The organism is Taibaiella helva, from assembly GCF_003545695.1.
In the GTDB taxonomy this organism is placed as follows: domain Bacteria; phylum Bacteroidota; class Bacteroidia; order Chitinophagales; family Chitinophagaceae; genus Taibaiella; species Taibaiella helva.
In genome coordinates, this window is record NZ_QUZZ01000004.1 from 474212 (window position 1) to 499904 (window position 25693).

A 25693-nucleotide genomic window follows, 5' to 3' on the forward strand; every position below is an offset into this window, starting at 1 on the left:
CGGGTTTCTTCTGCAAAAGAAACAAAATAAATCCGAAAAGCCCTGGTTTATTGTCTTACAGCCGGTTACAGGCATTCGGCGTTTATTCGGCAACACATTGGTATATTTGCAGGTTTTTGTGCAGTAACCATATGATCGATAACAAGAATATTATCTCCAACGAGGAACGTGCAGTGCTGGTAGGCCTGATCCAGAAGACCACCACCGAGGCGCAGGTATTGGAGTATCTGGATGAGCTGGCATTCCTGGCCGAGACGGCCGGAGCTACAGCCATCAAAAGTTTTTTTCAAAAATTACCGCATCCCGACAGCCGCACTTTCGTAGGCAAAGGCAAGCTGGAGGAGATTAAGCAATATGCGATCCGGCACAATGCCACGCTCATCATTTTCGACGATGAGCTGACCGGTTCGCAGATCAGCAATATTGAAAAAGAGGTGGGTATAAAGACCATCGACCGCTCTGACCTGATCCTGGACATCTTTGCCCGCAGGGCCAAGACCGCGCAGGCCAAAACCCAGGTAGAGCTGGCACAATACCAATACATCCTGCCCCGCCTGAAAGGCATGTGGAGCCACCTGGAACGGCAGGGAGGCGGCATCGGCTCGCGCGGTCCCGGTGAAACCGAGATCGAGACCGACAGGCGTATCGTCAAGGACAAGATCACCTTGCTGCGCAAACGGCTGAGCGAGATAGACAAGCAATCCTCCACACAAAGAAAAGAACGCGGCACCTTTATCCGTGTGGCGCTGGTGGGCTATACCAATGTGGGCAAAAGCACGCTGATGCAGGTGCTGAGCAAGTCGGATGTATTTGCGGAGAACAAGCTCTTTGCCACACTGGAAACCACCACGCGCAAAGTGGTGTTCGAACGTACGCCCTTCCTGCTGAGCGACACGGTCGGGTTCATCCGAAAGCTGCCCCACCACCTGGTAGAAAGCTTCAAATCCACGCTGGACGAGGTGCGCGAGGCCGACATCCTGCTCCATGTGATCGACGTGTCGCATCCGCAATATGAAGACCAGATCGCTGTCGTGAACAGCACCCTGCAGGATATCGGCGCTTTCGAAAAGCCCATCCTGATGATCTTCAATAAAATGGACCAGTACGAACAGCGCACTTTTGATGAGTGGCTCGAAGAAAGTGTGAAGCAGGACCTGCTGAAGCAATTGCACCGCCGCTGGGACAACGAAACACATGGCAATGCCATTTTTGTTTCTGCTACCGAACGCTCCAATATCGACCTGCTGCGCGAAACCATACTGGAAAGGGTGAAGCGCCTGTATGAAGAACGCTACCCTTACCTGAATAGCTTTTATTAGCAATAAGAGTTTGTATACTACGCTACCAAATGCCGGAGCGCGTTATACCGTCTTTTTGTATTAGACGGTATAATGTTCCCTGCTATGAAAAAAGCTTTTCTCCGCACATTACTCCTGTTCGCCGCATGCTCTTCGCAGGCCCAGACTTATTTCCCTTTTCCTTCGACCGGCGCCGAATGGACCGTAGCTTATTATTATTTCCCTTGCGACAATGCCCCGGTAGATACTTTTCGATACCAATACCGGCTGGATGGCGACACCACCCTGGCCGGGAATACCTACCACAAGCTGACCGTACAAGAAGGCCCTGCCCTGCCTCCGGTGTTTATCGGTGGCCTGCGGGAAGACGGTAAAAAGATCTATTACCGGTATACGCCTAATACCCACCCCCTGGGCCCGAGGCTGGCTCCGGAGAAAGAATTTCTGCTGTATGATTTCGGTGTTAGCGGGGCCGGCCAGATCGTCTATCATGATACTTCCGCTTCCTGGCCCGGTGTTACTTCATCGCAGGTTACCAGTACAGACACGGTACTAATAGGCGGCAGCTACAGGAAAAGAATCCGCGTAAGCTCCCCGCTCAATACTACAGATGATTGGATAGAGGGTATCGGCAGCATGGGTACCGGCCTGATCTCTCTCTTAAACCTTACGCCCACGGTCGAATGCGTCTCGCAACAGATGCGCGCCGTTTGCTTCAGGCAAAACGGGAACATGCTTTATCTCAATCCTCTTTACGAGAATTGCGAAGGCCGGCCTGCCCAGCCCAACGCGATCTCACCCATAAGCCTCAGCCGGTTCAGGATATATCCCAACCCGGCGATGAACCAGGAGATCCGGATCGAAAATATTGACCCTACAGATGGTCTGCAGCTAAAAATAACGGATTATACCGGCAGGACATTAGGCGCACAAAGTTTAACACAAAAGGAGATGACCGTCAGGCTGCCAAGGGTCGCTATGGCGATCCTTATTATCAGTGACAGACAGAGGCGTATCCTCCGCGTGGAAAAGGTAGCATGCCGCTGACCGGCACTTCCCAGCTTATCTGTCCCGGAACACTATGTATCACCAGCTACCTTAAAGACAGCTCCTGCAAATAACCTTCGGGATAGTTGACGGCTTCGAGGTACAGTCCGTGGCCGGCCACGCTGAAATCAGCCAGGGTACAATCCTGCGCTTCGATAATACGGCGGAAATTTTCCAGGCTGTGCCTGCCGCGGGCAACCTGTAGCTGGGTGCCTACCAGGCCGCGCACCATACCCCTCAGAAAGCGATTGGCCTCGACCACGTAATGCAGCTCCTCTCCTACCGTCTCCCAGCGGGATTGAAAGATCGTGCAGAGGAAAGTATGCGATTGTGTATTGCGCTTTGAAAAGGTCTCAAAATTGCGGTATTCCATCAGCATCGGGGCCGTACGTTCCAGCAATTCCCGATTGAGGGTAAAAGGATAATAAAGCGCACGTTGGTGACGGAACGGATCTTTACGGGTATAAATGCGGTAGCGGTAAAGCCTGCTGACCGCGTCAAAGCGGGCATTGGCCCCGGACTTGCTGCTGGTATAAATGGCCCGCACCGCCATGCTGAAAGGCAGGATAGCGTTGAGCTTATAACGGAACTGCGGATGCAAGGGCTCCGCTTCGTCGAAATGATAAAAATTACAATGGGCATGCACCCCTTCATCGGTGCGGCTGGCCCCGAAGGTCTCCACCGGCCGGCGCAGCAAGGTAGACAAGGCTTTATTGAGCGTACCCTGAACGGTAAGCAGATCGCCCTGTACCTGTGAACCATGAAAAGCCGTGCCTTCGTAGCTTACTTCCAGGAAATAACGCATGAAACAGGTTTAAAGAGCAGAGAAATCAGGCTAAGGCCGCTTTAGCAGCCGCTTCACGCTTCAGCTTCCTTTCAACAAAAAAAGGAGCGAAGGGCAGAAGGGAGGCAAAGAATACCAGCGCAGCGCGGCCAAAGCTCCATTTATACTTAGCCCAGCAAGCCACGAGGAAAACGCCGTACAGCACAAACAGCAGGCCATGCGCCCAACCGGCATAAAGACTGAACTCCACCGCCCAAGACAGCTTCAATCCATACTTCAGGGGCATCGCCACACCCAGCAGCAGCAGGTAAGATATACCCTCCAGCAAGGCGATAAAGCAGAAACGATTCAGCAATCTGTTATCCATAAGCTCAAAAATTGAGGCAAAGGTACTACCCATTTCGCTATTGTCCGGGCGCTTTCGGTGAATAATCGGCCGGCGCAAACGGGCTGCACCGGCAAATATTTATCTTTGGCCATCTAAACAAAGCGATGATATGAGCAATATACTGGAACAGCTGGCTGCCGCTTCCGGCCAAAGAGAGCAGGACAGGAATATAGCAATGGCGCAGCAGATCGCTGCAGCAAAGGATAAAAAAGCAGTGAAAACGTTGATCGAAGGCCTGGAGCACAAGACCAAAGCGCTGCGCCACGACTGTATCAAAACGCTCTATGAAACTGCCGCGCTCGCACCGGAGCTCATCAGCCCCTATACGCAACAGTTCCTGCAGCTGCTGGACAATAAGGACAATCGCCTGCAATGGGGGGCCATGACGGTCCTTTCGGCTATCGCACCACTGGTACTGCCCTTATTATATGAAGCCTTACCCCGCCTCGTTGCTGTAGCTGATGCCGGCTCGGTGATCACGCGCGATCACCTGGTGCGGATCCTGGTCAGCCTTGCAGGCAAGACTGCCTATGCCGCCGATGCCGTTCCCTTATTGCTGGAGCAGCTATTGCAGGCGCCGGCGAACCAGGCGCCTTCTTATGCCGAGCAGGCTTTGCCGGTTATCGGACCTGCAGATAAAGAAAAATTCAGGCAGGTGCTACACACCCGCCTGGACGATATGGAACAAGAAAGTAAAAGAAAGCGTATTGAGAAGGTGCTGAAAAAGCTCGGCACTTAAAGCAAAGTACCACTAAGGAAAAGTACCGCACAGATGAAGTAGATCAGCAGGCCGGTCACATCCACCAGGGTAGCCACGAAGGGTGCCGAAGACGTGGCAGGGTCGGCCCCCAGCCGCTTCAGCAGGATCGGTAGCATAGACCCGCTCAGGGATCCCCACAGCACAACAAAGATCAGCGAAACGCTGATGGTGCCGGCGATCAGCAACCAATGCTCGCCATAAATATTCGGTGCGATCAGGTGCCAGATAAAGATGCGCAGAAAACCCACCACGGCCAGGCAAACTCCCAGCATAAAACCGGAAATGATCTCGCGGCGCATAACCCGCCACCAGTCACGTATTGTTACCTCACCCAGGGCCATGGCCTGGATAATGAGCGTTGAAGCCTGGGAACCGCTGTTGCCACCACAGGAAATAATGAGCGGAATAAACAACGCCAGCACGGTAGCTTTGTGGATCTGATCTTCAAAAAAGCCCATGGCTGTGGCCGTCAGCATTTCGCCTACCATCAGGACGGCCAGCCAGCCCACCCTCTTCTTGACCAGCTCAAAAATGGAAGTATCAAGATAAGGCTCGTCCAGGGCTTCCGTACCACCGATCTTCTGGATATCCTCGGTGTACTCTTCTTTCGCCAGCCACAGGATATCATCGACCGTAACAATACCTAAAAGGATATTGTCATGATCGACCACCGGCAAGGCCACGCGGTTGTTCATACGGAATACTTCGATAGCTTCTTCCTGGGGATCATAGGCATTGAGCGAGATCAGCCGGTCGTCGGTAAGGTCGCTTACCATAGCCTCGGGCGAAGCCAGGAGCACCTTCCGGATACGAAGGTCATCGAGCAGCGCCCCCTTATCGTCGATCACGTAGATCACATCGATCGTCTCCGAGTTGACCCCATAGCGACGGATATGCTCCAGTACGCGGGCAACATTCCAATGCTTCTTCACCGCAACATAATCCGGGGTCATCAGGCGGCCTACGCTATCTTCTTTATAGCCCAGCAGGGCCAGCGCTTCTTTACGGTCTTCGGCAGGCAACAGTATGATCAGCTTCTTCACCACGTCGCCATGCAGCTCGCTGAAGAAAGAGGTACGGTCATCGGGAGGCAGCTCATTGATCAGCTCGGTGATCTTAACACCCGACAGCTTTTTTATGATCCGCTCCTGTACGGGGAAATCCAATATACGAAACACATGGACCGATCGGCTGAGCGACAGCAATTCGATGAACTTCGGACCATACTCGGGCAATTCGTCGATCAGGTCCTTAACTTCCGAAATGTTCAGCTCCTCCAGGAGATCGTGGAGCGCCTGATCGTCATTACGCCCGATCAGCAGTTCGGTTTCTTCGATAATGGTTTCGATATTCCTTTCCATAATAGAGGAGCAGTCTGTATTTGCTGGTAAATATTTAAATTTTGCGCAAAAGTCGGGTATTTTTCCCGGCAATGAAAATTAAGTTTAGCGCCTCGTATTTTCCTCTAAGAACTGCCAGCCGGGCAACGTCTGATATAGAAAAGGACTAATCGACAAGATGACCATGAGAAAAACATTCACCCCCGCAAAAGCGCGCGGGTACTGCATTACAAGCATACTCACTACCTGCCTGACACTGGGCATTCTTACTACCGGCTGTCAAAAGAAAGAGCAGGCCTCAGCCTGCGATTGTGTACTGCTGCGCAGCGGCTTACAGGCACAGGACCACAGTATAGTAGCCCAGGAAATCAACAGCCTGGCCGCTGACCTGGCCCCCTCGCCCACGACCGCCGATCAGATCGGGCAGCAGGACAACCTTCATGTGCTGGCCGGCCGGTTGAGCAGCCAATGTGGCTTTGGGGCCAGTGTTTTGCACTACAATGGCATTGAAACCTACCCGCCGCAATCCGAGATCAGGATTACCGATGGACCTTCTTTCAGCCAGGTGCTGGATATCGGCTACAATGATCAATACAGATTGGTCTTCCATGGCATGCATGAGTAGCGAAGACCTCTTTTCCAGCGCCGGCAGGGCATCTCCATTTCCCGTGCCGGGCGAAGCAACACGTCCGTAACCAATAAAACGATACCATATGCACAAAAAGCTACCTGCAGCTGCACTATGCAGCGTTTTCCTCCTGCTTGCCGCGCAGAGCAAGGCCCAGACCACCTTGCCTTATTTCAGCGGATTCGATAACGATGCCCAGAAGAATGGCTGGCAACAGTTCCGCAAAGGGGTTTCTTCTCCTTCCCAATGGAGCTATGCCATGACAGACGCTTTTTCAGCACCAGGTTGTCTCGCCCACGGCTACCCTGTCGGCGGAACCGACACCACCAATGATTGGTTTGTCTCTCCGCCATTTAACCTGAGCGCCGGCGGTAAGCTGGACTCGCTTCGCTATGCCTTTACCGGCTTCGGTGTGCCTGGCGCGGGCGATACTATTGCAGTGTATTTATTAAAAGGCGGCCCCGACCCGGCTGCGGCCACTTCCCGTACCTTGCTGTACGACTTTAGGGGTCCCAACTACAGTAATGACAATGTCTGGAGCAACCTTACCGATATCAATATACCTGCCACAAGCGGCACCTGCTATATTGCCCTCCAGTACAGGACCATGGCGAACTGGCTCGATGTGCGGTTTGACAACATCCGGATCAGCAGCAATACCGGCACAAATATTCCATCGACAGGGAAACAAGGCTTCCAGGCCACCCTTTATCCCAACCCAGTAGCCGATCGGCTACGGATAAAGACCAATGCGGTCTTCGCGCGATCAACACTCTACGATATCCGGGGAAGGCAAATCGCTGCAATGCCCTTCCGGGAAGAGATCGACTTGTCCTTACTGGCGCCGGGGACCTACATCCTTAATTGCAGCACAGAGGTCGGCCCTGCCTGGCGACAAACTTTTCTGAAAAAGTAGGACTGGGACCTTTATCATCCAAAGCGCTGTTTGAAAGATCAAACAGCGCTTTTTCCTTCTTCCTTATTCCATCCCATTCATCCAGCAGGCTTAATTCCTGTTCATTTTGTATCTTGCCCCGTTTTTGACGCAAAACAATACAATGGACAAACTGCATATACTTAAGGAAAAAATGGCGCAGGCCCAGCTGGGCGGCGGACAGAAACGGATCGACAGCCAGCACAGCAAAGGCAAGCTTACCGCCAGGGAAAGGATACAGCTGCTGATGGACGAAGGTTCCTTTGAAGAGATCGGGATGCTGGTCACGCACCGCAGCCGCGATTTCGGCATGGAAAAGGAGCAATACCCGGGTGACGGCGTCGTTACGGGCTATGGCACGGTAAACGGCCGGCTGGTCTATGTTTTTTCACAGGATTTCACGGTATTCGGTGGCAGCCTTTCTGAAACGCATGCCGAAAAAATCTGCAAGATCATGGACCTGGCGATGCAGAACGGGGCGCCGGTGATCGGCCTTAATGACAGCGGCGGCGCCCGTATACAGGAGGGCGTGGTATCGTTGGGCGGCTATGCCGACATCTTTTACCGCAACGTACAGGCCAGCGGCGTGATCCCTCAGCTGAGCGCCGTTATGGGCCCCTGCGCCGGCGGCGCCGTATATTCTCCTGCCATTACCGATTTCATTCTGATGGTCGAGCATAGCTCCTATATGTTCGTTACGGGGCCCAATGTAGTGAAGACCGTGACCCACGAAACCGTTACCAGCGAAGAACTGGGCGGTGCGCAGACCCATGCCCAGAAATCGGGGGTTACTCATTTTTCCTGCGAGAACGAAGTCGCCTGCATCGAGCACCTGAAGCAGCTGCTGAGCTATATGCCGCAGAACTGCGAAGAAGATGCGCCGGTATATCCTTACGAGGTGGGCAACGAAAGCCGCCCGGGCCTGAATGATATCATCCCTGAAAATCCCAACCAGCCTTACGATATCAAAGAAGTGATCGAAGCAGTGGCCGACAGCGACAGCTTCCTCGAAGTGCATAAGGATTATGCCGAAAATATCGTGGTCGGCTTTGCCCGCCTGGCTGGCCGCAGCATTGGCATCGTAGCCAACCAACCCGCCGCTATGGCCGGTGTGCTGGACATTAATTCCTCCAAAAAAGGCGCTCGTTTCGTGCGCTTCTGCGATGCCTTCAATATCCCCTTACTGGTGCTGGTAGACGTTCCGGGGTTCCTGCCGGGAACCGACCAGGAATGGAACGGTATCATTACCAATGGTGCAAAACTGTTGTTTGCCCTGAGCGAAGCTACAGTACCCAAAGTAACGGTAATTACCCGCAAAGCTTACGGCGGTGCTTACGACGTCATGAACTCCAAGCATATCGGCGCCGACCTTAACTACGCCTGGCCTACAGCTGAAATTGCCGTTATGGGTGCAAAAGGTGCGGCGGAGATCATCTTCAAGAAAGAGATCGCCGAAGCCGAAGACCATGATGCCAAATGGAAAGAAAAAGAGCTGGAGTACACCGAAAAGTTTGCCAATCCTTACGGAGCCGCTGCCCGTGGCTTTATTGACGAGGTCATCGTACCCGACACCACAAGAGAGAAGCTGATCCGCGGCTTCCGCATGCTGGAGAACAAGGTTGCACGTATGCCCAGGAAGAAGCATGATAATATACCATTATAGTATACGGCAGCTTCGGCTATAAAAAATATCCGCGCTTATAAGGCGCGGATATTTTTTATTATGAGATAAGTTGTCAGCCACCGGGCCGCTAATAGATCGTAACATAACCCTTGTCAAATTCTTCTTTATTCTTGAGGAGCTTGAACTTGAAAAGGCCGGTAGCCTGGAAGTTGCGTTTATCCAGGATCACCACCTTATCGTTGATCCGGGGTACCTGCAGCACTACACGGTCCTGCTGGTCGTAAAAGATGAGCGAATAGTTTTCCTTCAGCGCATCCTGTATTTCAATATTGATGTTCCCCGTAAAGGGATTGGTAAATACATATTGCGATTTGGGGTAAGAAACCGTATTGACGCTATTGAGGGCCGCAGCATTACCCGACTGGCTGATCAGCTTCTGCAGGGAATCACTGGGCGGCAACGGCTTACGGTTGGCAATGGCTGAGCTGTCCACGATCACTTTGCCCAGGCTGCTTTTCCATTCCATATCGGAGCTGAACAGGATAACAAGCCGATACCAGTTTTTGCCTACTGCGGGATGCGCATCGACAAAGCTTTGTACACCTTTCTTCAGATTGGTAACATAACCCAGGGTTGCAAAATTATAATTGCTGTCGGCCGAACGTTGCACTGCAATGGACTTCAAACCGCTTTCGTAAGGATTTGTCCAGCTGATAACACTAATGCCGCCTTGTGTCGCCACCGCGATCGCGGGCAATTCGGGCTGGGCCCGGAGGTAAGCATTGAAGGAACACAAAAGGAAAATAACAGCAACGATTCTTTTCATAACATTCATGCCTCAAACTTACGTTAATAATGCGAAAATCCGGGAGCACCCGGATGTGAAAATTTAGCTATAGGAAGGCCCGTAGCACAATCGTTGCGCGATGGAACGATTGCCCTGCAAGCCCCCGGTATGAACGCAGATCACGCGGCTGCCGGCAGGGATCTGGCCTGTACGTATCCTGTCGAAGATACCATACATCATCTTACCGGTATAGACAAAATCCAGCGGGATACTATGCTGCTCGTAAAAATCATTCATAAAGGTAATCAACGTGTCCGTATGCCGCCCGAAGCCGCCAAAATGATAATCGTTGCTTAAAAGCCAATTGTTCTGCGCCGGTGGGATCAGCACGCCCAGCGGGGTTTCCAGGTAAGCGCCGCCTTTCATCACAGGAAAACCGGTCATAGCAATACGATTGTCCAGCGCAGTGCGTATGCCTGCAAAGGTTGTGCCGGTACCCAGGGCCAGGGCCACGTGGCTGCTATCGGATGGTATATAGGCAGCAATACCCGCGGCCCCGCTAAGCCCTGCTGCGTTGCTCCCTCCTTCCGGGACGATCCAGGCGTCGGGATAGCGCTGCTGCAAAGCATCCAGGTATACGTCATCTCCCTTTCGGCTGTATACTTCACGGCTAACGAAAACCAGGTCCATGCCCAACGTCATGCATTCCTGTAAAGTATCGCTAAGCAATGCCTGGGCATGCAGGCCCCGCACGATACCCGTTGCCGCAAAGGAAAAATATTTTGCTGCAGCAGCCGTAGCCAGCAAGTGATTGGAATAAGCCCCGCCAAAAGTCAGCAAGCGATTGCAACCTGCGTCCCTGGCAGCTTTCAGGTTCTCTTTCAGCTTGAACCATTTATTGCCCGATACCAGGGGATGCAACTCATCCAGGCGCAGTATGCCTAAAGCAACTCCGGCCTGCCGGAGCCGTTCATCCTCCAGGTAATCTATACGCAGCTGCTCCCGCAGCTCAATAGCCATACTCCTTAAGGTAATTATCGTTTTCGCGCCATTTGGGCCGAACCTTGATAAAAAGTTCCAGGTATACCTTTTTACCCAGGAAGGTCTCAATGCTTTCCCGGGCCTGCATGCCCAGCTTTTTGATCATGCTGCCGCCCTGCCCCAGGAGGATCATTTTCTGGGTTTCACGGGTGGCGATGATGTCGGCCCGGATCCTGGTTACATGCGGCAGCTCTTCGTAAGTTTGCACCAGCACAGCGGTATGGTAGGGAATCTCCTGCTCGTAGAGCGCATAGATCTTTTCGCGGATCATTTCGGAAACAAAGAAGCGCATAGGCCTGTCCGAAATATCTTCATCGGGGTAAAAGGCAGGCGCCTCGGGCAAAAGCTTTAATATGGCGGGAACGATCTTCTTCGTATTGATCTTTTTCAGCGCGGAGATCAGCATGGTTTTTTCTGGCCTGATCTTTTCTTCAAAACCTTTGACCAGCTCTGCCTGCCGCTCTTTATCGGTCACCAGGTCGACCTTATTGAGCAGGAGTATCTTCGGTGTCTTCAGGTCCAGGGCGCCAATCAGCGTAGCAAATTCAGCAGGATCATCTGTAATATCCGTCATCAGCAGGGCAACATCGGCATCTTCGACCGCGCTGCGCACCTGCTGCATCATGCGGCTGTGCAGCTTATATTGCGGATCGATAATACCCGGCGTATCCGAAAAAATGATCTGGTAGTTCTCTTCCGTAAGAATACCCAATATACGGTGCCTTGTCGTTTGCACTTTCGGTGAAACAATAGCCAGGCGCTCGCCCAGCAAGGCATTCATTAAAGTAGACTTACCCGCATTGGGCGGGCCGAAAATATTGACAAAACCGGCTTTATGCGCTGTTTCCATAGGGCAACAAAGGTAAACAATCGGGGGCTTTCATTTTTTTTGAAAAAAATTTTGCCAGTTGAAATAAAGGTTATAATTTCGCACCCTCATCGCGAGGTAGAGCAGCGGTAGCTCGTCGGGCTCATAACCCGAAGGTCCTAGGTTCGATCCCTAGCCTCGCTACAAAAACGCCCGGTTTTCCGGGCGTTTTGCTTTTTGTGATCGGCCCGAGCCCTTGCACGGGATCAAGGATCGAGCAATAATGTTGGGGGATTCATCATTTTGCTGTTGGTGAAAACACCAACAGCGGCGGGAAGTCTCTTCAAACCGCTCTTAGCGGCTTTTTTCATGCTTTGCTATGGCATGCCGGTGCTGCTCCTGCCCGATATCCCTTCCGGGATTGAGAGGCGGCACAGGCAACAATCATGGTTTACATCTATTCTTTGTGCTGCCGGGAAACGATAACTTCATTCATTAAAACACGCTTTATATGAAGAAGAAAAACCTTTCAGCAAAACTGCACCTGAAGAAAAAGATTATTACCTCCCTGGTTGCGGACAGCGCCGGTAACATTAAAGGAGGATCAGCCACCTGCGAGTCCATTGCGGTAGGATGCGCCACCACGAGTCCTACTTTTCAGCCACAATGCACGCTGGGCATCTGTTTCATCAAGAATACGGATGGTTGTCCGACAACCAGCAATATGTGTCCTACTTCGCCCGAAGTGCATTGTACAATAGCTGAATTTTAAGACACACACCTGACTCTGCGCTCAAAGAAAGCTGCAGTGTGTGTCGCGTTAAAAAGCAAATCCCCCGGCGGAATGGCCGGGGATTTGCTTTTTATTTATCGGAAACTTGTTTAGACTATGCTTCCGACTGGATAATATCGTTCCAGCCGAAGGTATCGGGTACCTTGCCCAGGCGGATATCCTGCAGCCTTTTTTTCAATTGGAATAAAACAGCATTGTCCGTAACCGGCAGCTTGTATTGATTGGCGCCGATGCCGATCAGCTCAATAGGAGAGATCACCGCGGCGGTACCCACCCCGAAAGCTTCTACCTTTTTGCCGGTCAGGAGGGCAGCTTCGAGCTCATGATAGCTGAAAGACCTTTCTGCCACCACGATACCCATCTCGCGGGCAATCGCGATCAGTGAGTCGCGGGTAACACCGTCAAGAATGGAGCCCGCCAGGGGTGGCGTGATGAGCACATCGTCGATAAGGAACATCAGGTTCATCGTACCCGATTCTTCAAGGAACTCATTGTGCTTGCCATCGGTCCACAGGATCTGGTCGTAGCCCTGCTCCTTGGCTTTTTGTGTGGGATAAAAAGCCGCGCCATAGTTACCACCGCACTTGGCCGCGCCGGTGCCGCCTTCCACAGCCCGTACAAATTCCGTTTCCACTTTCACTTTCAGGTTACCGGCATAGTAGCTGGACATGGGCAGGGCCAGGATGATAAAAAGATAGTCGTCAGAAACCTTAACGCCTATCCTGGGTTCGGTAGCAATGACAAAGGGGCGCAGGTACAGTGAGCTGTCGGCACGGGCCGGTATCCAGTCCCTGTCGAGCGATACCAGGGTATGCAGCGCTTCCATAAACAATTCCTCGGGCACTTCCGGCATGCAAAGGCGCTCCAGCGATCTGTTCAGCCTGCTGTGGTGCTTGTAAGGACGGAAAATGCTGATATCGCCATTTTCCAGCCGGTAAGCTTTCAGGCCTTCGAATACCGTTTGGCCATAGTGCAGGCATAGCGCCAGGGGGCTTAGCGTAAGCTGCTGCAACGGTTCTACACGCGCATCGTTCCAGCTGCCATCCCGGTAGCTGGCGATAAACATATGATCGGTGGGATTGTTGCCGAAAACGATATGGTCGGGATCGAAATCCGGGAGCCGGCTGTTCCTGGTACGGGTAACCGGTATGGTTGTTACTGTAGGCATATGTCCATAGCGCTGCGCTTTTGCGGAGATTGCTGATGCAGCTGTTCCGGCGCAGCTGACAACAAAGTTGAGCAGAAAACCAATACCAATACAGATACAATTTCGTTTATTTATACCAGTACAGTTTCAAAACAGGAGGCTATACTATGAGATAAAAAAAGCTGCTCTTTACAGGAGCAGCCGGGATCATAAAAAGATAAGCAGCGGTTACATACGGGGCTTGATCACCAGGAAGTAAATGGCGCCCAGGATAATAAGGCCGATCACCACACTCAGCATAGTGATGGTATTGCGGTAACCTTTGTTGATAGCCCGCATCTTATGCAGCTCGCTGGCATTGTTGATCACATTCTCGATGCGGGAAAAGGCGCTTTCCCCTTTTACCACGTAGTCGTAGGCGCCATATTTCATGGTATCGATCGCCACATCTATTTTATCCTGGCCCGAAAGCACGATGATCTGGGCGGCAGGATACTGGTCTTTCATGGCTTTCAGGATCTCAACACCATTCCTGGCTGTAGCATTGTGGGCATTCAGGTGATAGTCGAGGATCACAATCTCGGGGTTCAGATGCATATTCTGTAACGCTTCTTCTCCGTTATCAAAGATTTTGATCTCATACAGGAAGCGCTCATTCAGGTAGTCTTTCAACATTTCGTTCTGAATGGGCTCGTCGTCAACGAGGAACAGATAGCGTTTGGTAGCATTTGCCATAGAAAGAATAAGATTTTAGTATGGATGGCGAAAGATAATGATTGTTTTCGATTCGTCAAAGCCGGGCTAAACAATTACTTGTCCCAATTCTTCAAATGCTTTAAGACAAAGGCGTTCCAGGTGGTCGACCAGCTGGGGCAGATTCTCCCTGTGGGCTGTCTGGCCGGCCGATTGCTCGATAAGGAAAATATTGCTGACCTCCTCTTTAACACCCATATAGGAAAGCTGGGGTTTCATTGAATGCGCGGCCACTTTCAGGCCTTCGTAATCCTGCTCCTGCAGGGCCTGTCTGATCTTTTCCAGCAGCTTGGGACCATTGTCGAGGAACATGCCGATGTACTTCTTCTTTTTCTCAGGGTTGCCACCGGTAAACTGGTTGAGAAAACTCATGTCGGTCACTTTTTCGGGCAGGGCCTGAAGGTTACCCACACCCGACGGCGAAGCTGTTTCTACAGTAGCGGCCTGACGGTTTTTGGGGCCCAGCACCGAAGACATCTTCAGTAAAAGATCATCCGTTTGAAAAGGTTTGCTGATATAAGCATTCATGCCTGCTCCCAGGTAGCGTTGCACATCTTCCTGCAGCACATTGGCCGTCATGGCAATAATAGGAATGTGCCGCTTGTCTTCAGAAAGCTCGCTGCGGATGGTCCTTGTAGCGTCGAGACCGTTCATTACCGGCATCTGTATGTCCATCAGAACGAGGTCGTAGTCGTTGTTGCGTACTTTATCTACCGCAATGGCTCCGTTATCGGCAATGGCGATATGGACATCGGGCAGCAGCTCCTTGAGGGTATCCTCAGCCACCAGCCGGTTAAACTCATTGTCTTCCACCAGCAGCAGCGACAGGTGCTTCAGGCGGTCATATACCTCTTCCGTTACCTGGCTGGGCTTGATCTTCGCTACCTGCTCGCTGGCCACCTGCAGCGTAATGGTTACGGTAAATACAGTACCCTGGCCTTCTTCGCTTTCGACCGTTATCGTGCCCTGCATCAGCTCCACCAGCTGCTTGGAGATGGTGAGCCCCAGGCCCGTGCCGCCGAATTTACGCGCGGTATCGGTACCCGCCTGCGTGAAGCTCTCAAATATCTTATCAACATAATCCCTGGAAATGCCGATGCCCGTATCGGCGATCCGGAACTGGATAACCACTTCTTTCTCCCACTGTTGCTTTGCTTCGCACTGGAGCGCGATATAGCCTTTGTCGGTAAATTTCACGGCATTGCCTACCAGGTTGATCAGTATCTGGTTGAGGCGGGTAGGATCACCGATCAGCCGGTCGGGGATATTGTCGTCTACTTTGATGCGCAGCTCAAGGCCTTTCTGTTCAGCCTTCAGCTGCATAATTTCCTGTATGCTCTGGAGCATATCCCTGATCGAAAAGTCGATCTTTTCGATCATGATCTTGCCCGCCTCGATCTTGGAAAGATCAAGAATGTCGTTGATGATGACCAGGAGGTTGTCGGCCGATTGCCTGATTACGTTCAGGTATTTCAGCTGCTCCGGCCGCGGGTCCTTTTCCAGCAGGAGGCGGGTAATGCCCACGATGGCGTTCATCGGCGTACGGATCTCGTGGCTCATATTGGCCATGAATTGCTGCTTCAGCTCCGCGGTGCGTTCGGCTACCTCTTTTTCTTTCTTGGCTACCTCTATCTGGTTTTTGATCTGCAGGTTGCGCAGTTTGTTCAGCGTCGCTTGCTGGAAAATCTCTTCCTTCAGCTTTTCATAGGCTTTAAGATGGTAGAAGGCTTTAGGGATATTGCCCATCTTATCGTACAGGTCGCTGAGAAACTCATGAATGCTCATCAGGTCGTGGCGGCGCAACGAATCTTTAGCAAGGTCATAGGCATGCTCCAGGAATTCCAGCGCCTTTCTGAAATTGCCCTGGTGCAGGTATAGCCGGCCTTTATAGAATTCGGCCACGATCTCGGCTTCGGGGTTGTTCAACTCCTTGGCCTGGACCAGCGCGCGGTCTAGGTATTTCTTGGCGTTATCAAAGTCGTTCAGACGATAGTACACCTTTCCGACGCCGCTGTCGGCCAGCGAACGGCCCTGGGTCTCCTCTTCCGTGAGCTCCTGGCATTTCTGAAAATATTTCAGCGCTTCGGCGAAGTATTCTTTTTTAAAATAAATATCGCCCAGGGTATTGTAAATGCTGACCAGCCGGCTGTTGTCGTTGTATTTTTCGAATATAGGCTGGCATTTCAAAGCATACTCCAATGCTGTGTCGTAATCGCCCAGGTCATAATACAGGTTGGAGATATTGGTCAGGTTAATGGTAAGGTTGAGCTCATTGCCCAGCCTTTCATTAATATCCAGCGCGGCCTCGAAGTCCCTGAGGGCGCTGTCAAGATCGCCGAGGTTACGGTAGATGCGGCCGAAGTTGTTGAGCACCTTGGCCTCTAGGGTCTTGTCTTTGATCTCACGGGCAATGATGTAGGCTTCGGTAAGCTCGTCAAGCCCGTCTTCATATTCGCCCATCAGCCAGTAGCAGGCGCCTTTGTGGTTGAGGCCGTTGCCGATACCAGCGGCGTAGTGGATCGCTTCGGAACGCTCTATGATATCCTCGGCCATCAGCATGGCTTCTTCAGGGTTGTCGTTACGCACTTCCAGCGTCATGTCGACCAGCAGGTCGATCTTTTCCTTTTCGGTGGTGGCCTGGTTGTATTTCTCTTTCAGTTGCAGGTATCGGGGAGTCTCCATCATGGCGCCGTAATATAAAAAGCGGGTTGAAGATAAATAAAAAAAAGTATGTACGGATAGGGCGGAAGCCGGGCGAGAGATCAAGGACAGACCGAACCGCTCCACCCTTCCTGTATACCGGGCAAAAAAATCCTGCAGGGCGAACCTGCAGGATAATCGGATAACGTTTCCGCTTACTTTATCGCAGGAAGCGGAAGCGTTATCTTATTTATAATTTTTATTGTAAAATGCTTTATAAGCAGCGTAATCCTTTTTCAGGAAAAGCTTGGGGAAATTGTCGGCCGAGATCAGCAGCAGATCGTACTCTCCCGGCTTAAACTCGCGGAACAGGATATTGATACCCCTGATCTCGTTCATATACTTCTTCGCTGCCGCCGCATTGGGAAACTCTTTGCATACGATCAGGCTCCTGCCGGCATCGAGGGTAGACATGGTTACGGTTATGTGCTCATTGCCTTGCTTCATCAGGTTGTAATCGGACAAGCCCGAGCGGAAGCCCGAGAATTTGGCATCCTGCTGCGCCGAGAAGATAACATAGTGCGGAGTTGCCGGCTTATAGTCGTACTGCAGGTTGCCGCCGCTAAGCGTGCTGGTATCGGGTTTGCTGCTGTTGCCGGCCTGCAGGTTGCTCATGCCGCCGGGCTGAGGGTTCTTGTGGATGTATTCGAGCACGGCATTGGCCCAGCTGGTGAGCGAATCGAGCGGATTGGCCGAAACGAACTGTTTCAGCAGCGTGTCCGCTTCAGGATAGTTGCCGTTACCCGCAGTGGCAATGGCTTTCATGAGGTCAAATTTTTTACGGAAGCCGCCCTGGTTCTTAAAGGTCTCATCCGCTTCCCTCACACGTTGCAACACATCGGTATACTGGCGCTGGATCAGCAGACCATAAGTTTCATCGTAAAAATTGGACAGGTTTTCTTTCGGCAGGTTGCTCACGTGGGCAAAAGGATCGACGTCGTTCGAGGCAGCTGCGGCGCCTTTCAGCAGCCTGGCCCATTCCGAATCTGGATATTTGCTTTGCAGCTGCGCATTGTATTGCGCCGCTACCGAAGGCTGGTTCTGGCGCAGGCTCATGAGGTAGCGGGTATACAGCACTTCGGCCTGGTGGTCATGGCCGGGGAAGCGACGGTCGAGGGTATCGAAGGTGGCAGTAGCTTTACCATAGTCTTCAAGGTGAGTGTAGTAAGCTTTGCCGAGGTTAAAGAGGCCCTCTTTCAGCCGGTCGTTCGTTTTCTTCAGGGCTTCGGGACTATGCGGAATAGCGGCATACAGGCTGTCTTCATCAGGAAGATTGTCACCGGCCTGGGTTTCCTGCTGGTCGTTATCACCGGAGGCGAAATCGCTGGAGGCGCTGCTGCGGCGCCAGTTGTCCTTCAGGGTACGGTTACCCCATTTTTGCTTGAAGTCATTCTCGCCCTGCCGCATCAGGTTGGGGTTGGCAAAGTACCAGGCCTGGTTGCCCTGGTTATTCGACATATTGGTATTGGCCATCGATGCCGTATTGCCGTTCTCTGCACGGAAGGCGCTATCACGCATTTTGCGCTCGAGGTCGCGGACATAATCGCGGATCACATTGCGCTGCTCTTTCTCACTCATCGCAGCCAGCCGGATCAGGCTATCCTGCTCTTTCACCTCGACGCCGGGTATGGCCACACGGTCGAGCGCTGCGGCGCGCTGCCGCGCCAGGCTGTATACCGGGTCCTGCGCTGCAGTAAGGAACATCGACGCGCTGTCGTAAGAACGCTTGGCATTGTTATAATCGCTGCGGGCGTAGTATTCATCACCCAGCGCGGCAAAGGATAGTCCTTTTTGCTTTTTATTGCTCTGGCTCACGCTCACGCTCTTGCGGAAATGTTCCAGGGCTTTGTCATTCTGTTTGTTCTTTAAGGCCGTTTTGCCCATGGCGTAATAGATCTGGTCGTAGTAGGGCCTGAACTTACCATCTGTCGCCATTTTGTCCAGCATATCCGAAGCGTTCAGGGTATTGCTTCCATAATTGATGCTGTTGGACACGATATTTTTCCGGGCATAAAATTCCATTTCCAGGTCGGGATTCAGGCGCAGCACTTCTTTGAAATACTGGTCCGATTCAATATAGTGCAGCTGCTGCTGCATGATCTGCCCGTTCAGGTAATTGGCGCGCAGGCGCAGCCATTTCGGAAGTTCTTTATCAGCCGATACCACGGTAAGGGATTGCGCCGCTTTGCTTTCATCGTTCCGGTTAAGATCGATAAAAGCCTGCTCCAGGGCCAGCTTGCCTTTCAGCCGTTCGGGAAAGAGCGCGTCATTACGCAGCATGTCGAGCAGGGTCTGGGCATGGCCTTCCTTACCCGATTGTGCGAGTGTGCGGGAAAGCCAGAGCATGGCGTCGTTCTTGGCCGACTTGTGCTCTAAAGCGCCGGCCAGGCCGGTCTTTTCCGGCTCACTGTAAGTGGTCGGTTTATTTTTATCCTGTTTGGTTGTTCCTTTTTTCTTGGCTTCATCCTTCTTGGCGATCTCGGCCTGGCTGACGATCTGCTTGAAGGCCGCACCGGCATTCTGGTAATCGCCTTTATAATAGTAAGCTTCTCCGACAAGCAGGTAGAGGTCATCCTGCCATTTGGCGCGCGGATCGTGGATCTGTATGCCTACGGAGGCTTTGCGGATAATGGTGTCCATATCCGAAAGCAGCTTCGTCGAATCTTTGTCGGGATTGAAAGGGAACAGGGTAATGAGGCTGTCGAAGTTGTCGGTATGCGATCGGACCATATTGCCAATGGCCTCTTCCATCTTCTTGTTCGCGTTAAAATAGTAGTTGTATCGCGTAAAGGTATTCTGGACAACTTTCCTGGGCAGGGTCCATTTCTTTTTCCGCATGTCCTCGTTGGTATACTTATCCTGCTTCTTCTTGATCTTGATCTCCAGGGCAAGCTTTTTCTTGTCTTCCTTAGCCTTTTCTTTCTCTTCTGCCTTCTGTTTTCGCAGGGCAGCCCTGGCCTCGCGTACCTTGGCCAGGCTATCGGCTCTTGCAGCTCTTACCGTTTTCAGGCTATCCATCAGCTGCATTCGTATGGCCTTTGCTTCAGCCAAAGCTGTCTTCATGCTATCGGAGTAAGCCTTCCTGATGGCCGTCAGGCTGTCTGTCCGGGCTTTGGTAATAGCCCTGAGACTGTCCGTGGTGCGTTTGCGCGCCGCGATCTGTGCCGTTTTCCGGGTTTCCCTGGCATTGATAACACTGTCTTTATAATGCTTGCTTTCTTTATAGGCACGCAGGGCCGCCAGGCTGTCGCTAACCCGTTTGCGTTCCAGCTTAACTCTTTCCAGCTCCCTTTGCTGGGCCTGTCGGATGCTGTCGTTGTAAAGCCGGATGCTGTCGCTGTGCCGGCGGCGATAGCTCATCACACTATCTGCAATACGTTTTCGCTCGGCGATCTGGGCGGCAGCTGCCGCTTTTTGCTCTTCTTTCTGCCGGGTCATCCTTTCCTGCCGGGCATTTTCAACGCTGTCAAGGTAATGTTTGCTTTGCCGGTAGTTGCGCATAAAGTTAAGGCTGTCGGCCCTGTGCCTGCGTTCGGCTTGTATGCTGTCTGTTTGTCTTTTTTGCGCGGCCTTCAGGCTGTCGGCCCTGGTTTGGGAGAAGGCCGGCAGGTGACTTACTAATATTATTAATAATACAAATAACCCTGATAAAAAATTATTAACCCGTTTCAAATTTTCCTTTCCTTTAGGCACAATATTATAATTGAATAACTGATTTTTAGCTAAAATATTATTTGCGAAGATAAAAAAGAAGCCGGCACGAAAAAATGAGCCGGCGGGCATGGAAAACGGCCTTCAAAAAAAATATTTCCAAACTGTTGCAAGTCCGAAAAATTTTTATGTATTTTGGAAGCGATTTCGTAAAAATAGCATTTAACTATGAACAAAAAATTATTATTTGTGTCTGCAATTGTAGCGGGCATGTTCCTGGGAAACCAAACCACTGCACAGGCACAAGATAGCGATGAAATGGTCCCCGTTTATCGCTGGTTCAGCCAGGTTGATAGAAATTACGTAACAGTGGCCGAAGGTGAATACCAGGAAGGTCAGCTGCTTAATTGGAAATACAATAATAAGACCCTGATCTTTTACGCATTTCGTGAACCCGGACCAAACCGTATCGCGGTGTATCGCTGGTTCAATCCCACAACAAAAGATATTATCAGCGTAGCTGAAGATGAGTATACCGATGATGCGCTGCTGAAAATGGGCTACAAGGAAAAGCACATCCAGTTCTATGCGCCCATCCGTCGTGGTGAAAACCGTGTGGCGGTATACCGTTGGTATGTGCCTAAAACCCGCGACTGGGTTACCGTTCCGGAAGAAGGAGAAACCGATGCCTACTACAAAAAAGGCTACCGCCGGAAGACATTCCAGTACTATGGTATCAAGCGTAGCACTGACGAAACCTTGTACAACCAGGATCTGTAAGCTATCATTACGATTTTTAAAAAAGGAGGATGGACAATCCTCCTTTTCTTATTTTTATGTCCTGTATCCGTATTATGGCAGAAGATGTAAAAATATCGCGCAAGAAGCCTGTTTATCCTATCAGCGACCCCTTGTATAAGTACCTGAAGCATTACCAGCGGGAAGCCCGGCTGCCGGTCTCGTATGCCGACCTGCGCCAGTTCAGGGAAGCAGTTCCGCTTATGGATAAGAAAGGCAGGGACACCCTTTGGGAATGCCCTATTTATCCGCCGAACGAGATCGAAAGGCTGCATACCGGGTTGAAAAAAGTCTACGCCATGCTGAAGGCGTCAGGCAACCTGCGTATTGTCGAGCATAAATACATCGACCGCGTTGACTATTGCACTTTCGGAAATACACATCCCTTCAGGATAAGGATCGTCAACCGGCTTAACGATGTCTACGATTACTTCTATATTAAAATTGCAGACGCTTCACGTGTCTATGGTATGGAGGTGGAGCACCTGCTTTCTCCCAACCAGCTCAACTACCTGGTCGACAATACAACCCTGGTGGAAGAGCATATCCCCGGTATCCCGGGCGATGTATTTGTTCAGCATTACCTGGACCATCCTGAATATAACCCCAAACGCATAGCAAAAGAATTTGTCAAGTTCAACGAACGTTGCTTTATTACCCTCCTGGGCGATATGCGGGCCTATAACTTCGTGATGCAGATCACGCCCGACTTTGACGACTTCCAGTTCCGCATCCGTTGTATCGACTTCGATCAGCAGTTTTACGAAGGCAACAAAAAGGTTTACCTGCCGCAGTTTTTCAAGGAGAACTATCCCTTTGTCAAGCTGGGCATTGCTTATCTTACCGAAAAGACCTTTACCCAATACCAGCAGGAAGAGTCTTCTTCCATAGTACATCGCCTGCGCAGCGAACGCCATCGCATTACCGATCTGCGCGATGTGCTGCAGCGGGATAACATCTCTTCTCCCGAAAAGACCGCCGAGCTGCGCGAAGGCCTCGCAGCGCACTACAAAGACCCGCATTATCTCCGCTGCCGCAATATGGCCGATATCCTCGAGCTGAACCTGAAGCGGGTTATCCGCCAGGTGAAGCTATGAGTGAAGTTTTTCTGAAAAGAACTGTTTTATGCCTACGCCTCCTGCCGGCGTAGCGCTCTTCTATCTTTGTGTAACAAATGAGGCCCGTTTCTCTATATACGATTGCCGCCGCAACAATACCTGTTGGTTCGACCGCAACTCCTGAAGGCATCTTAAGAAATGCCTGGTATTCATTCGAACAGCGCTATTGACGGTCAAGGGTGTGGCCACACCCGGGCAATTTTTTCTACTATTTCATCCCGCTGCCGGTGAACTTTATCACATTCCTGCTGTTGTGGTCCTTAAAGCCCGATAGTATGACCAAGCTATTGTATACAACGATACTCCTCGCCTCGGTAGCGCTCTATTCCTGTGAAGGTAAGGAAGGCAACCCTGAGGGCATCCCGATGAGCGGCGCCGATACACAGTCTGTCCCTGTTCAGCCGCCGATCGCCGATACGCAACCGGTTCCTGCCGACACCGGCGCCCGTTAGCCAACGCTTCGGATGACCTTTCTTTCCTGTAGAAGGAAACCCGGAGCTGATATAATGGCTGCGGCCCTTGGTATAAAAGCCGGAAACCGCACCGGTATCCTGATTAACTTCGAAGAGCAAGCTTCATCGGCATCAAGCCTTTCGGGCAGGAGCTATAGCCCCTGCCGTGGCGCCGGATGTTTCTTCCGCAATCATGTTTTTGGAGGGAGCCTTTCCAGGTTCCCTTTTTATTTAATGCAAAAGACGCTCCCACTGCACCACTGCTGCAGTGGGAGCGCTTAAATTTGAGGGTAAACTTTCTTTTTAAAACCAATTCGTATGAAAAAGAAGAACCTGGCATTGAAAAAGAAATTGCTGCTTGCCAAGCAGCAGGTGAGCTTGCTTGACGGCGGCGCACAGCAACAGCTTGCCGGTGGCGCCGGCCCTACAGCTGACCCTTCAGCTTGCATCACTGCACCTTACACGACGCCCATTTGCTGTAATGCCACTGTGGTAGCGAAGAATACGCATTGCTGCCCGCTGACTTACCCTGAGTGCTATCCCGGCTGATGTGAACAAGACGACAGAGACGGAAAAGTCAAGTTTTTAAAAACCTGACTTTTCCGTCTCTGCTTTATCAAGTTCGGTCAGCGCTTATTTTTTGGTAAAGCGCAGCGTTTGTACGCCGGTGCCGGTATTGACGCGTACGGCATAAATGCCGGCAGCCAGGTGATCTACCGGTATCTTTATCTTAGCTGCCGTGAAGCTGCCGGTATATACGATCTGGCCCGTAGCACTGGTGATTATAATATCACACTGCGGCATGCCCGATGAAGTATTGAAGGCAAGCGTCAGCTCTTCATCGGCCGGATTGGGATATAGCGTTATGGACGCCTGCTTACCTGTCTGGGAGACGATACCGGTAGTGGCGCCTGACATGAGACGGGTAAGCAACAGGCCGCCTTCCCCGCTTCCGGGGCCATGACTTAACGCGCCTGCCGTTACCAGCTTGCCATCCGGCTGGATGAGTAAGGCGTGAGCATAGTTCTCATCGTAAATATGAGTAGTAAGCAGGCCATCAGGCGCAAATGTATTGTCGGCGCTGCCATCGGCATTGAATGCCGAAAGGCTGATGTCGAGCACGTAATCTGCTACAGGCAGCATTCCGCAGGCATACAGCTTGCCATTGCGCAAGGCGATACCAGTAGCCGCAGGATGCGCAGGATGCACTATTTTGCCGTTCTGACCAAAGGTGGGATCAGGTGAACCGTCGGGCAGGTAGCGGGCCAGGCCCAATACCCTGCCGGCGGCGCCGGCCAGGTAAATCCTGCCATCTGCCTGTACAAGCACCCTATGGGCAATATCAAGGATCTCAAGGCCGAAGGGCCCGGATAGCCGGGTGGTCACCATACCCTGCGTGCCGAAAGTAACGTCGGGCGTTCCATCCGCATGGATCCGGGCCAGGGCAAAGCTCAGGTCGTCGTGTGTGGGCAGGCTGCTGCTGCCGGAAGTTCCGGCCAGTATTACCTTACCGTCATCCTGCACTGCCATATCCCACAACCCGGCATTCATGCCATTTTCAATTGTATACTGACCCAGGCCCGATACCCCAAAGCTATTGTCGTAGCTGCCGTCGGCATTCAGGCGGAGCACGATCATTTTTGATCCTGCGGCTGTAAGGCCGCTGCCGCCTGCAAGGATCTTCCCGTTGGGTAACACAGCAATAGCCGCCAGGTCTTTATCCATAAAATGGGCATCCAGCAGTTCCAGGCTAAGGATACCGTTAGTGCCGAAGCCAGCGTCGGGGCTGCCGTCGGCATTGAGCCGGGCTATGAAAGGCCGGGAAAGTAGGGTGACGGAATTGCCTTGCTGCTGAATAATGGTCTCGTTAGCCGCGACCACGATCTTCCCATCGGTTTGCAGGCTGATCGCCTGCGCGCCGTTTTTATTGCCGGTAATGAGCTTTGCTGTACCCTGGGCGCCGAAGCTGTTGTCGAGCTGTCCGTCGGGCAGGAAGCGGGTAATGATCGACTGCTGGATGATCATGTCACCCTTTTTCCATTCTACTCCTGCTACTACGAGCTTGCCGTCGGGCTGACGTATGATATTAGAGGCTTCTTTACCCCATCCTTCCGTTTGGCTGACGGCGGCGCCGTTATGACCAAAGCCGGGGTCTAAAGATACAGGCTGCGCATGAATAAGTGCAGGGAAGGAAAGCAGGAGCAGGAGTCTACGTTTCATAAATACAATTCGGCTTGGATGGTAAATAAGAGGTGTATGCCTATTCAGACGTGCGTTCCCGTTTACTTCTTAGACCTCATGATTGCATTTATTTTAGCTTGATTTATTAAGGTACTTCAGCTGCCGTTCCTGCTGCTAACGCACAGCATAGGTATGAAAATGCCGCTAAAAGCAGCCTGAAGAGCTTTTCAAAGTGGTTCTCCCGCCACTGTTGGTGTTTTCACCAACAGCAATATTTAAGGATCAAGCGTAGAAGCTGGAGGGTACAATTTAGGTATGCCCTGTTGAAAATCCGGGACACCGGTTCAGCCCTCCAGAGGATGGAATGCTTCAGTACTTATGGGTGAGTTTGTACCGCAGCTGCACAGGCAGGCCGATCGGGACATGCACCGGCCTAAACGGCGGGCTGAATCCGTATCTTTCTTAGCAACCCAGGTTTTGCTCCTACGGAGCAATTTGTGTTTGTTCCTATTGGTGCTACAAACGTTAGGCTCCTACGGAGCCCTATAGCGCGGATAGCTATAGGATGGATCAGTACTTATGGAGCGGAATGTGCAACGGCCTGAACAGCGGCCGGATGCAGATCTCTTATCCGAGGGAGTAAAAACAACAAAGCCCGCTC

22 protein-coding genes and 1 tRNA gene are annotated in these 25693 nt (G+C 51.8%); 12 read left to right on the forward strand and 11 right to left on the reverse strand.

Translation table 11 applies throughout. The annotated features are described in order from the left end of the window. The first annotated feature begins 131 nt into the window (after nucleotides 1-131). Nucleotides 132-1319, forward strand: a complete 1188-nt coding sequence (hflX, locus tag DZC79_RS09955) for a GTPase HflX (protein ID WP_118951404.1) — start codon at nucleotides 132-134, stop codon at nucleotides 1317-1319. An 84-nt stretch (nucleotides 1320-1403) separates the two neighbouring features. Then, the gene (locus tag DZC79_RS09960) at nucleotides 1404-2345 is read left to right on the forward strand and encodes a hypothetical protein (protein ID WP_118951405.1); all 942 of its coding nucleotides are present in this window, start codon (nucleotides 1404-1406) and stop codon (nucleotides 2343-2345) included. 46 nt (nucleotides 2346-2391) lie between these two features. Here DZC79_RS09960 and DZC79_RS09965 read toward each other — a convergent pair whose 3' ends face one another. Further along, complete coding sequence (locus DZC79_RS09965; RefSeq protein ID WP_118951406.1) at nucleotides 2392-3150, reverse strand: tRNA pseudouridine synthase A; 759 nt, start codon at nucleotides 3148-3150, stop codon at nucleotides 2392-2394. 25 nt (nucleotides 3151-3175) lie between these two features. After that, a complete protein-coding gene (locus tag DZC79_RS09970; RefSeq protein WP_118951407.1) occupies nucleotides 3176-3496 on the reverse strand; it encodes a DUF3817 domain-containing protein in 321 nt (106 codons plus the stop codon). A 130-nt stretch (nucleotides 3497-3626) separates the two neighbouring features. Here DZC79_RS09970 and DZC79_RS09975 point away from each other — a divergent pair, with 130 nt between their 5' ends. Then, the gene (locus DZC79_RS09975) at nucleotides 3627-4256 is read left to right on the forward strand and encodes a hypothetical protein (RefSeq protein ID WP_118951408.1); all 630 of its coding nucleotides are present in this window, start codon (nucleotides 3627-3629) and stop codon (nucleotides 4254-4256) included. Here the strand turns inward: DZC79_RS09975 and mgtE are convergent. After that, nucleotides 4253-5638: a magnesium transporter gene (gene mgtE, locus DZC79_RS09980; RefSeq protein WP_118951409.1), complete on the reverse strand. Its 1386-nt coding sequence runs from the start codon at nucleotides 5636-5638 to the stop codon at nucleotides 4253-4255. The two genes, DZC79_RS09975 and mgtE, sit on opposite strands and share 4 nt — an antisense overlap. Before the next feature lie 163 nt (nucleotides 5639-5801). On the opposite strand from mgtE, the gene DZC79_RS09985 reads away from it, so the two are divergent. The 3 genes from DZC79_RS09985 (at nucleotide 5802) to DZC79_RS09995 (ending at nucleotide 8842) form a co-directional block, all read left to right on the forward strand. Beyond that, on the forward strand, nucleotides 5802-6242 hold the full coding sequence (locus tag DZC79_RS09985) for a hypothetical protein (RefSeq protein ID WP_157977051.1): 441 nt from the start codon (nucleotides 5802-5804) through the stop codon (nucleotides 6240-6242). A gap of 88 nt (nucleotides 6243-6330) precedes the next feature. Beyond that, nucleotides 6331-7161: a T9SS-dependent choice-of-anchor J family protein gene (locus DZC79_RS09990; RefSeq protein ID WP_118951411.1), complete on the forward strand. Its 831-nt coding sequence runs from the start codon at nucleotides 6331-6333 to the stop codon at nucleotides 7159-7161. A gap of 142 nt (nucleotides 7162-7303) precedes the next feature. After that, nucleotides 7304-8842, forward strand: a complete 1539-nt coding sequence (locus DZC79_RS09995) for an acyl-CoA carboxylase subunit beta (RefSeq protein WP_118951412.1) — start codon at nucleotides 7304-7306, stop codon at nucleotides 8840-8842. A gap of 88 nt (nucleotides 8843-8930) precedes the next feature. Here DZC79_RS09995 and DZC79_RS10000 read toward each other — a convergent pair whose 3' ends face one another. From DZC79_RS10000 to era, 3 genes are all read right to left on the reverse strand, one after another. Beyond that, entirely contained in the window at nucleotides 8931-9629 is a 699-nt protein-coding gene (locus DZC79_RS10000; RefSeq protein WP_157977052.1) for a hypothetical protein, read from the reverse strand. Nucleotides 9630-9692: 63 nt separating this feature from the next. Next, entirely contained in the window at nucleotides 9693-10610 is a 918-nt protein-coding gene (locus tag DZC79_RS10005) for a 1-aminocyclopropane-1-carboxylate deaminase/D-cysteine desulfhydrase (RefSeq protein WP_118951414.1), read from the reverse strand. Next, nucleotides 10600-11481, reverse strand: a complete 882-nt coding sequence (gene era, locus DZC79_RS10010; RefSeq protein ID WP_118951415.1) for a GTPase Era — start codon at nucleotides 11479-11481, stop codon at nucleotides 10600-10602. Before era ends, DZC79_RS10005 begins: the two co-directional genes overlap by 11 nt. A gap of 90 nt (nucleotides 11482-11571) precedes the next feature. Between era and DZC79_RS10015 the strand changes: the two genes are divergently transcribed. After that, nucleotides 11572-11643: transfer RNA gene (locus DZC79_RS10015), tRNA-Met, on the forward strand. 307 nt (nucleotides 11644-11950) lie between these two features. After that, the gene (locus DZC79_RS10020) at nucleotides 11951-12211 is read left to right on the forward strand and encodes a class I lanthipeptide (RefSeq protein WP_118951416.1); all 261 of its coding nucleotides are present in this window, start codon (nucleotides 11951-11953) and stop codon (nucleotides 12209-12211) included. A 115-nt stretch (nucleotides 12212-12326) separates the two neighbouring features. On the opposite strand, the gene DZC79_RS10025 is transcribed toward DZC79_RS10020, so the two are convergent. The 4 genes from DZC79_RS10025 to porW form a co-directional block, all read right to left on the reverse strand. Further along, the gene (locus DZC79_RS10025) at nucleotides 12327-13400 is read right to left on the reverse strand and encodes a branched-chain amino acid aminotransferase (protein ID WP_118951417.1); all 1074 of its coding nucleotides are present in this window, start codon (nucleotides 13398-13400) and stop codon (nucleotides 12327-12329) included. 207 nt (nucleotides 13401-13607) lie between these two features. After that, the gene (locus tag DZC79_RS10030; protein WP_118951418.1) at nucleotides 13608-14114 is read right to left on the reverse strand and encodes a response regulator; all 507 of its coding nucleotides are present in this window, start codon (nucleotides 14112-14114) and stop codon (nucleotides 13608-13610) included. 66 nt (nucleotides 14115-14180) lie between these two features. After that, the gene (locus DZC79_RS10035; protein ID WP_118951419.1) at nucleotides 14181-16817 is read right to left on the reverse strand and encodes a tetratricopeptide repeat protein; all 2637 of its coding nucleotides are present in this window, start codon (nucleotides 16815-16817) and stop codon (nucleotides 14181-14183) included. A 201-nt stretch (nucleotides 16818-17018) separates the two neighbouring features. Beyond that, a complete protein-coding gene (porW, locus tag DZC79_RS10040; RefSeq protein ID WP_198666842.1) occupies nucleotides 17019-20504 on the reverse strand; it encodes a type IX secretion system periplasmic lipoprotein PorW/SprE in 3486 nt (1161 codons plus the stop codon). Between the two features lie 207 nt (nucleotides 20505-20711). Between porW and DZC79_RS10045 the strand changes: the two genes are divergently transcribed. The 4 genes from DZC79_RS10045 to DZC79_RS10060 all read left to right on the forward strand — a co-directional run bounded on the left by DZC79_RS10045 (nucleotide 20712) and on the right by DZC79_RS10060 (nucleotide 23400). Continuing rightward, nucleotides 20712-21263, forward strand: coding sequence for a hypothetical protein (locus tag DZC79_RS10045; protein ID WP_157977054.1), 552 nt, complete (start codon nucleotides 20712-20714; stop codon nucleotides 21261-21263). Nucleotides 21264-21292: 29 nt separating this feature from the next. Beyond that, nucleotides 21293-22378 carry a hypothetical protein gene (locus tag DZC79_RS10050; protein WP_232831805.1) on the forward strand — a complete coding sequence of 362 codons (1086 nt, stop codon included), beginning with the start codon at nucleotides 21293-21295 and terminating at the stop codon, nucleotides 22376-22378. 296 nt (nucleotides 22379-22674) lie between these two features. Then, nucleotides 22675-22851 carry a hypothetical protein gene (locus tag DZC79_RS21185; protein ID WP_157977055.1) on the forward strand — a complete coding sequence of 59 codons (177 nt, stop codon included), beginning with the start codon at nucleotides 22675-22677 and terminating at the stop codon, nucleotides 22849-22851. A gap of 318 nt (nucleotides 22852-23169) precedes the next feature. After that, the gene (locus tag DZC79_RS10060; RefSeq protein ID WP_118951423.1) at nucleotides 23170-23400 is read left to right on the forward strand and encodes a hypothetical protein; all 231 of its coding nucleotides are present in this window, start codon (nucleotides 23170-23172) and stop codon (nucleotides 23398-23400) included. 84 nt (nucleotides 23401-23484) lie between these two features. Here the strand turns inward: DZC79_RS10060 and DZC79_RS10065 are convergent, their stop codons facing one another. Beyond that, a complete protein-coding gene (locus DZC79_RS10065) occupies nucleotides 23485-25071 on the reverse strand; it encodes a T9SS type A sorting domain-containing protein (RefSeq protein WP_118951424.1) in 1587 nt (528 codons plus the stop codon). Between the last annotated feature and the right edge of the window lie 622 nt (nucleotides 25072-25693).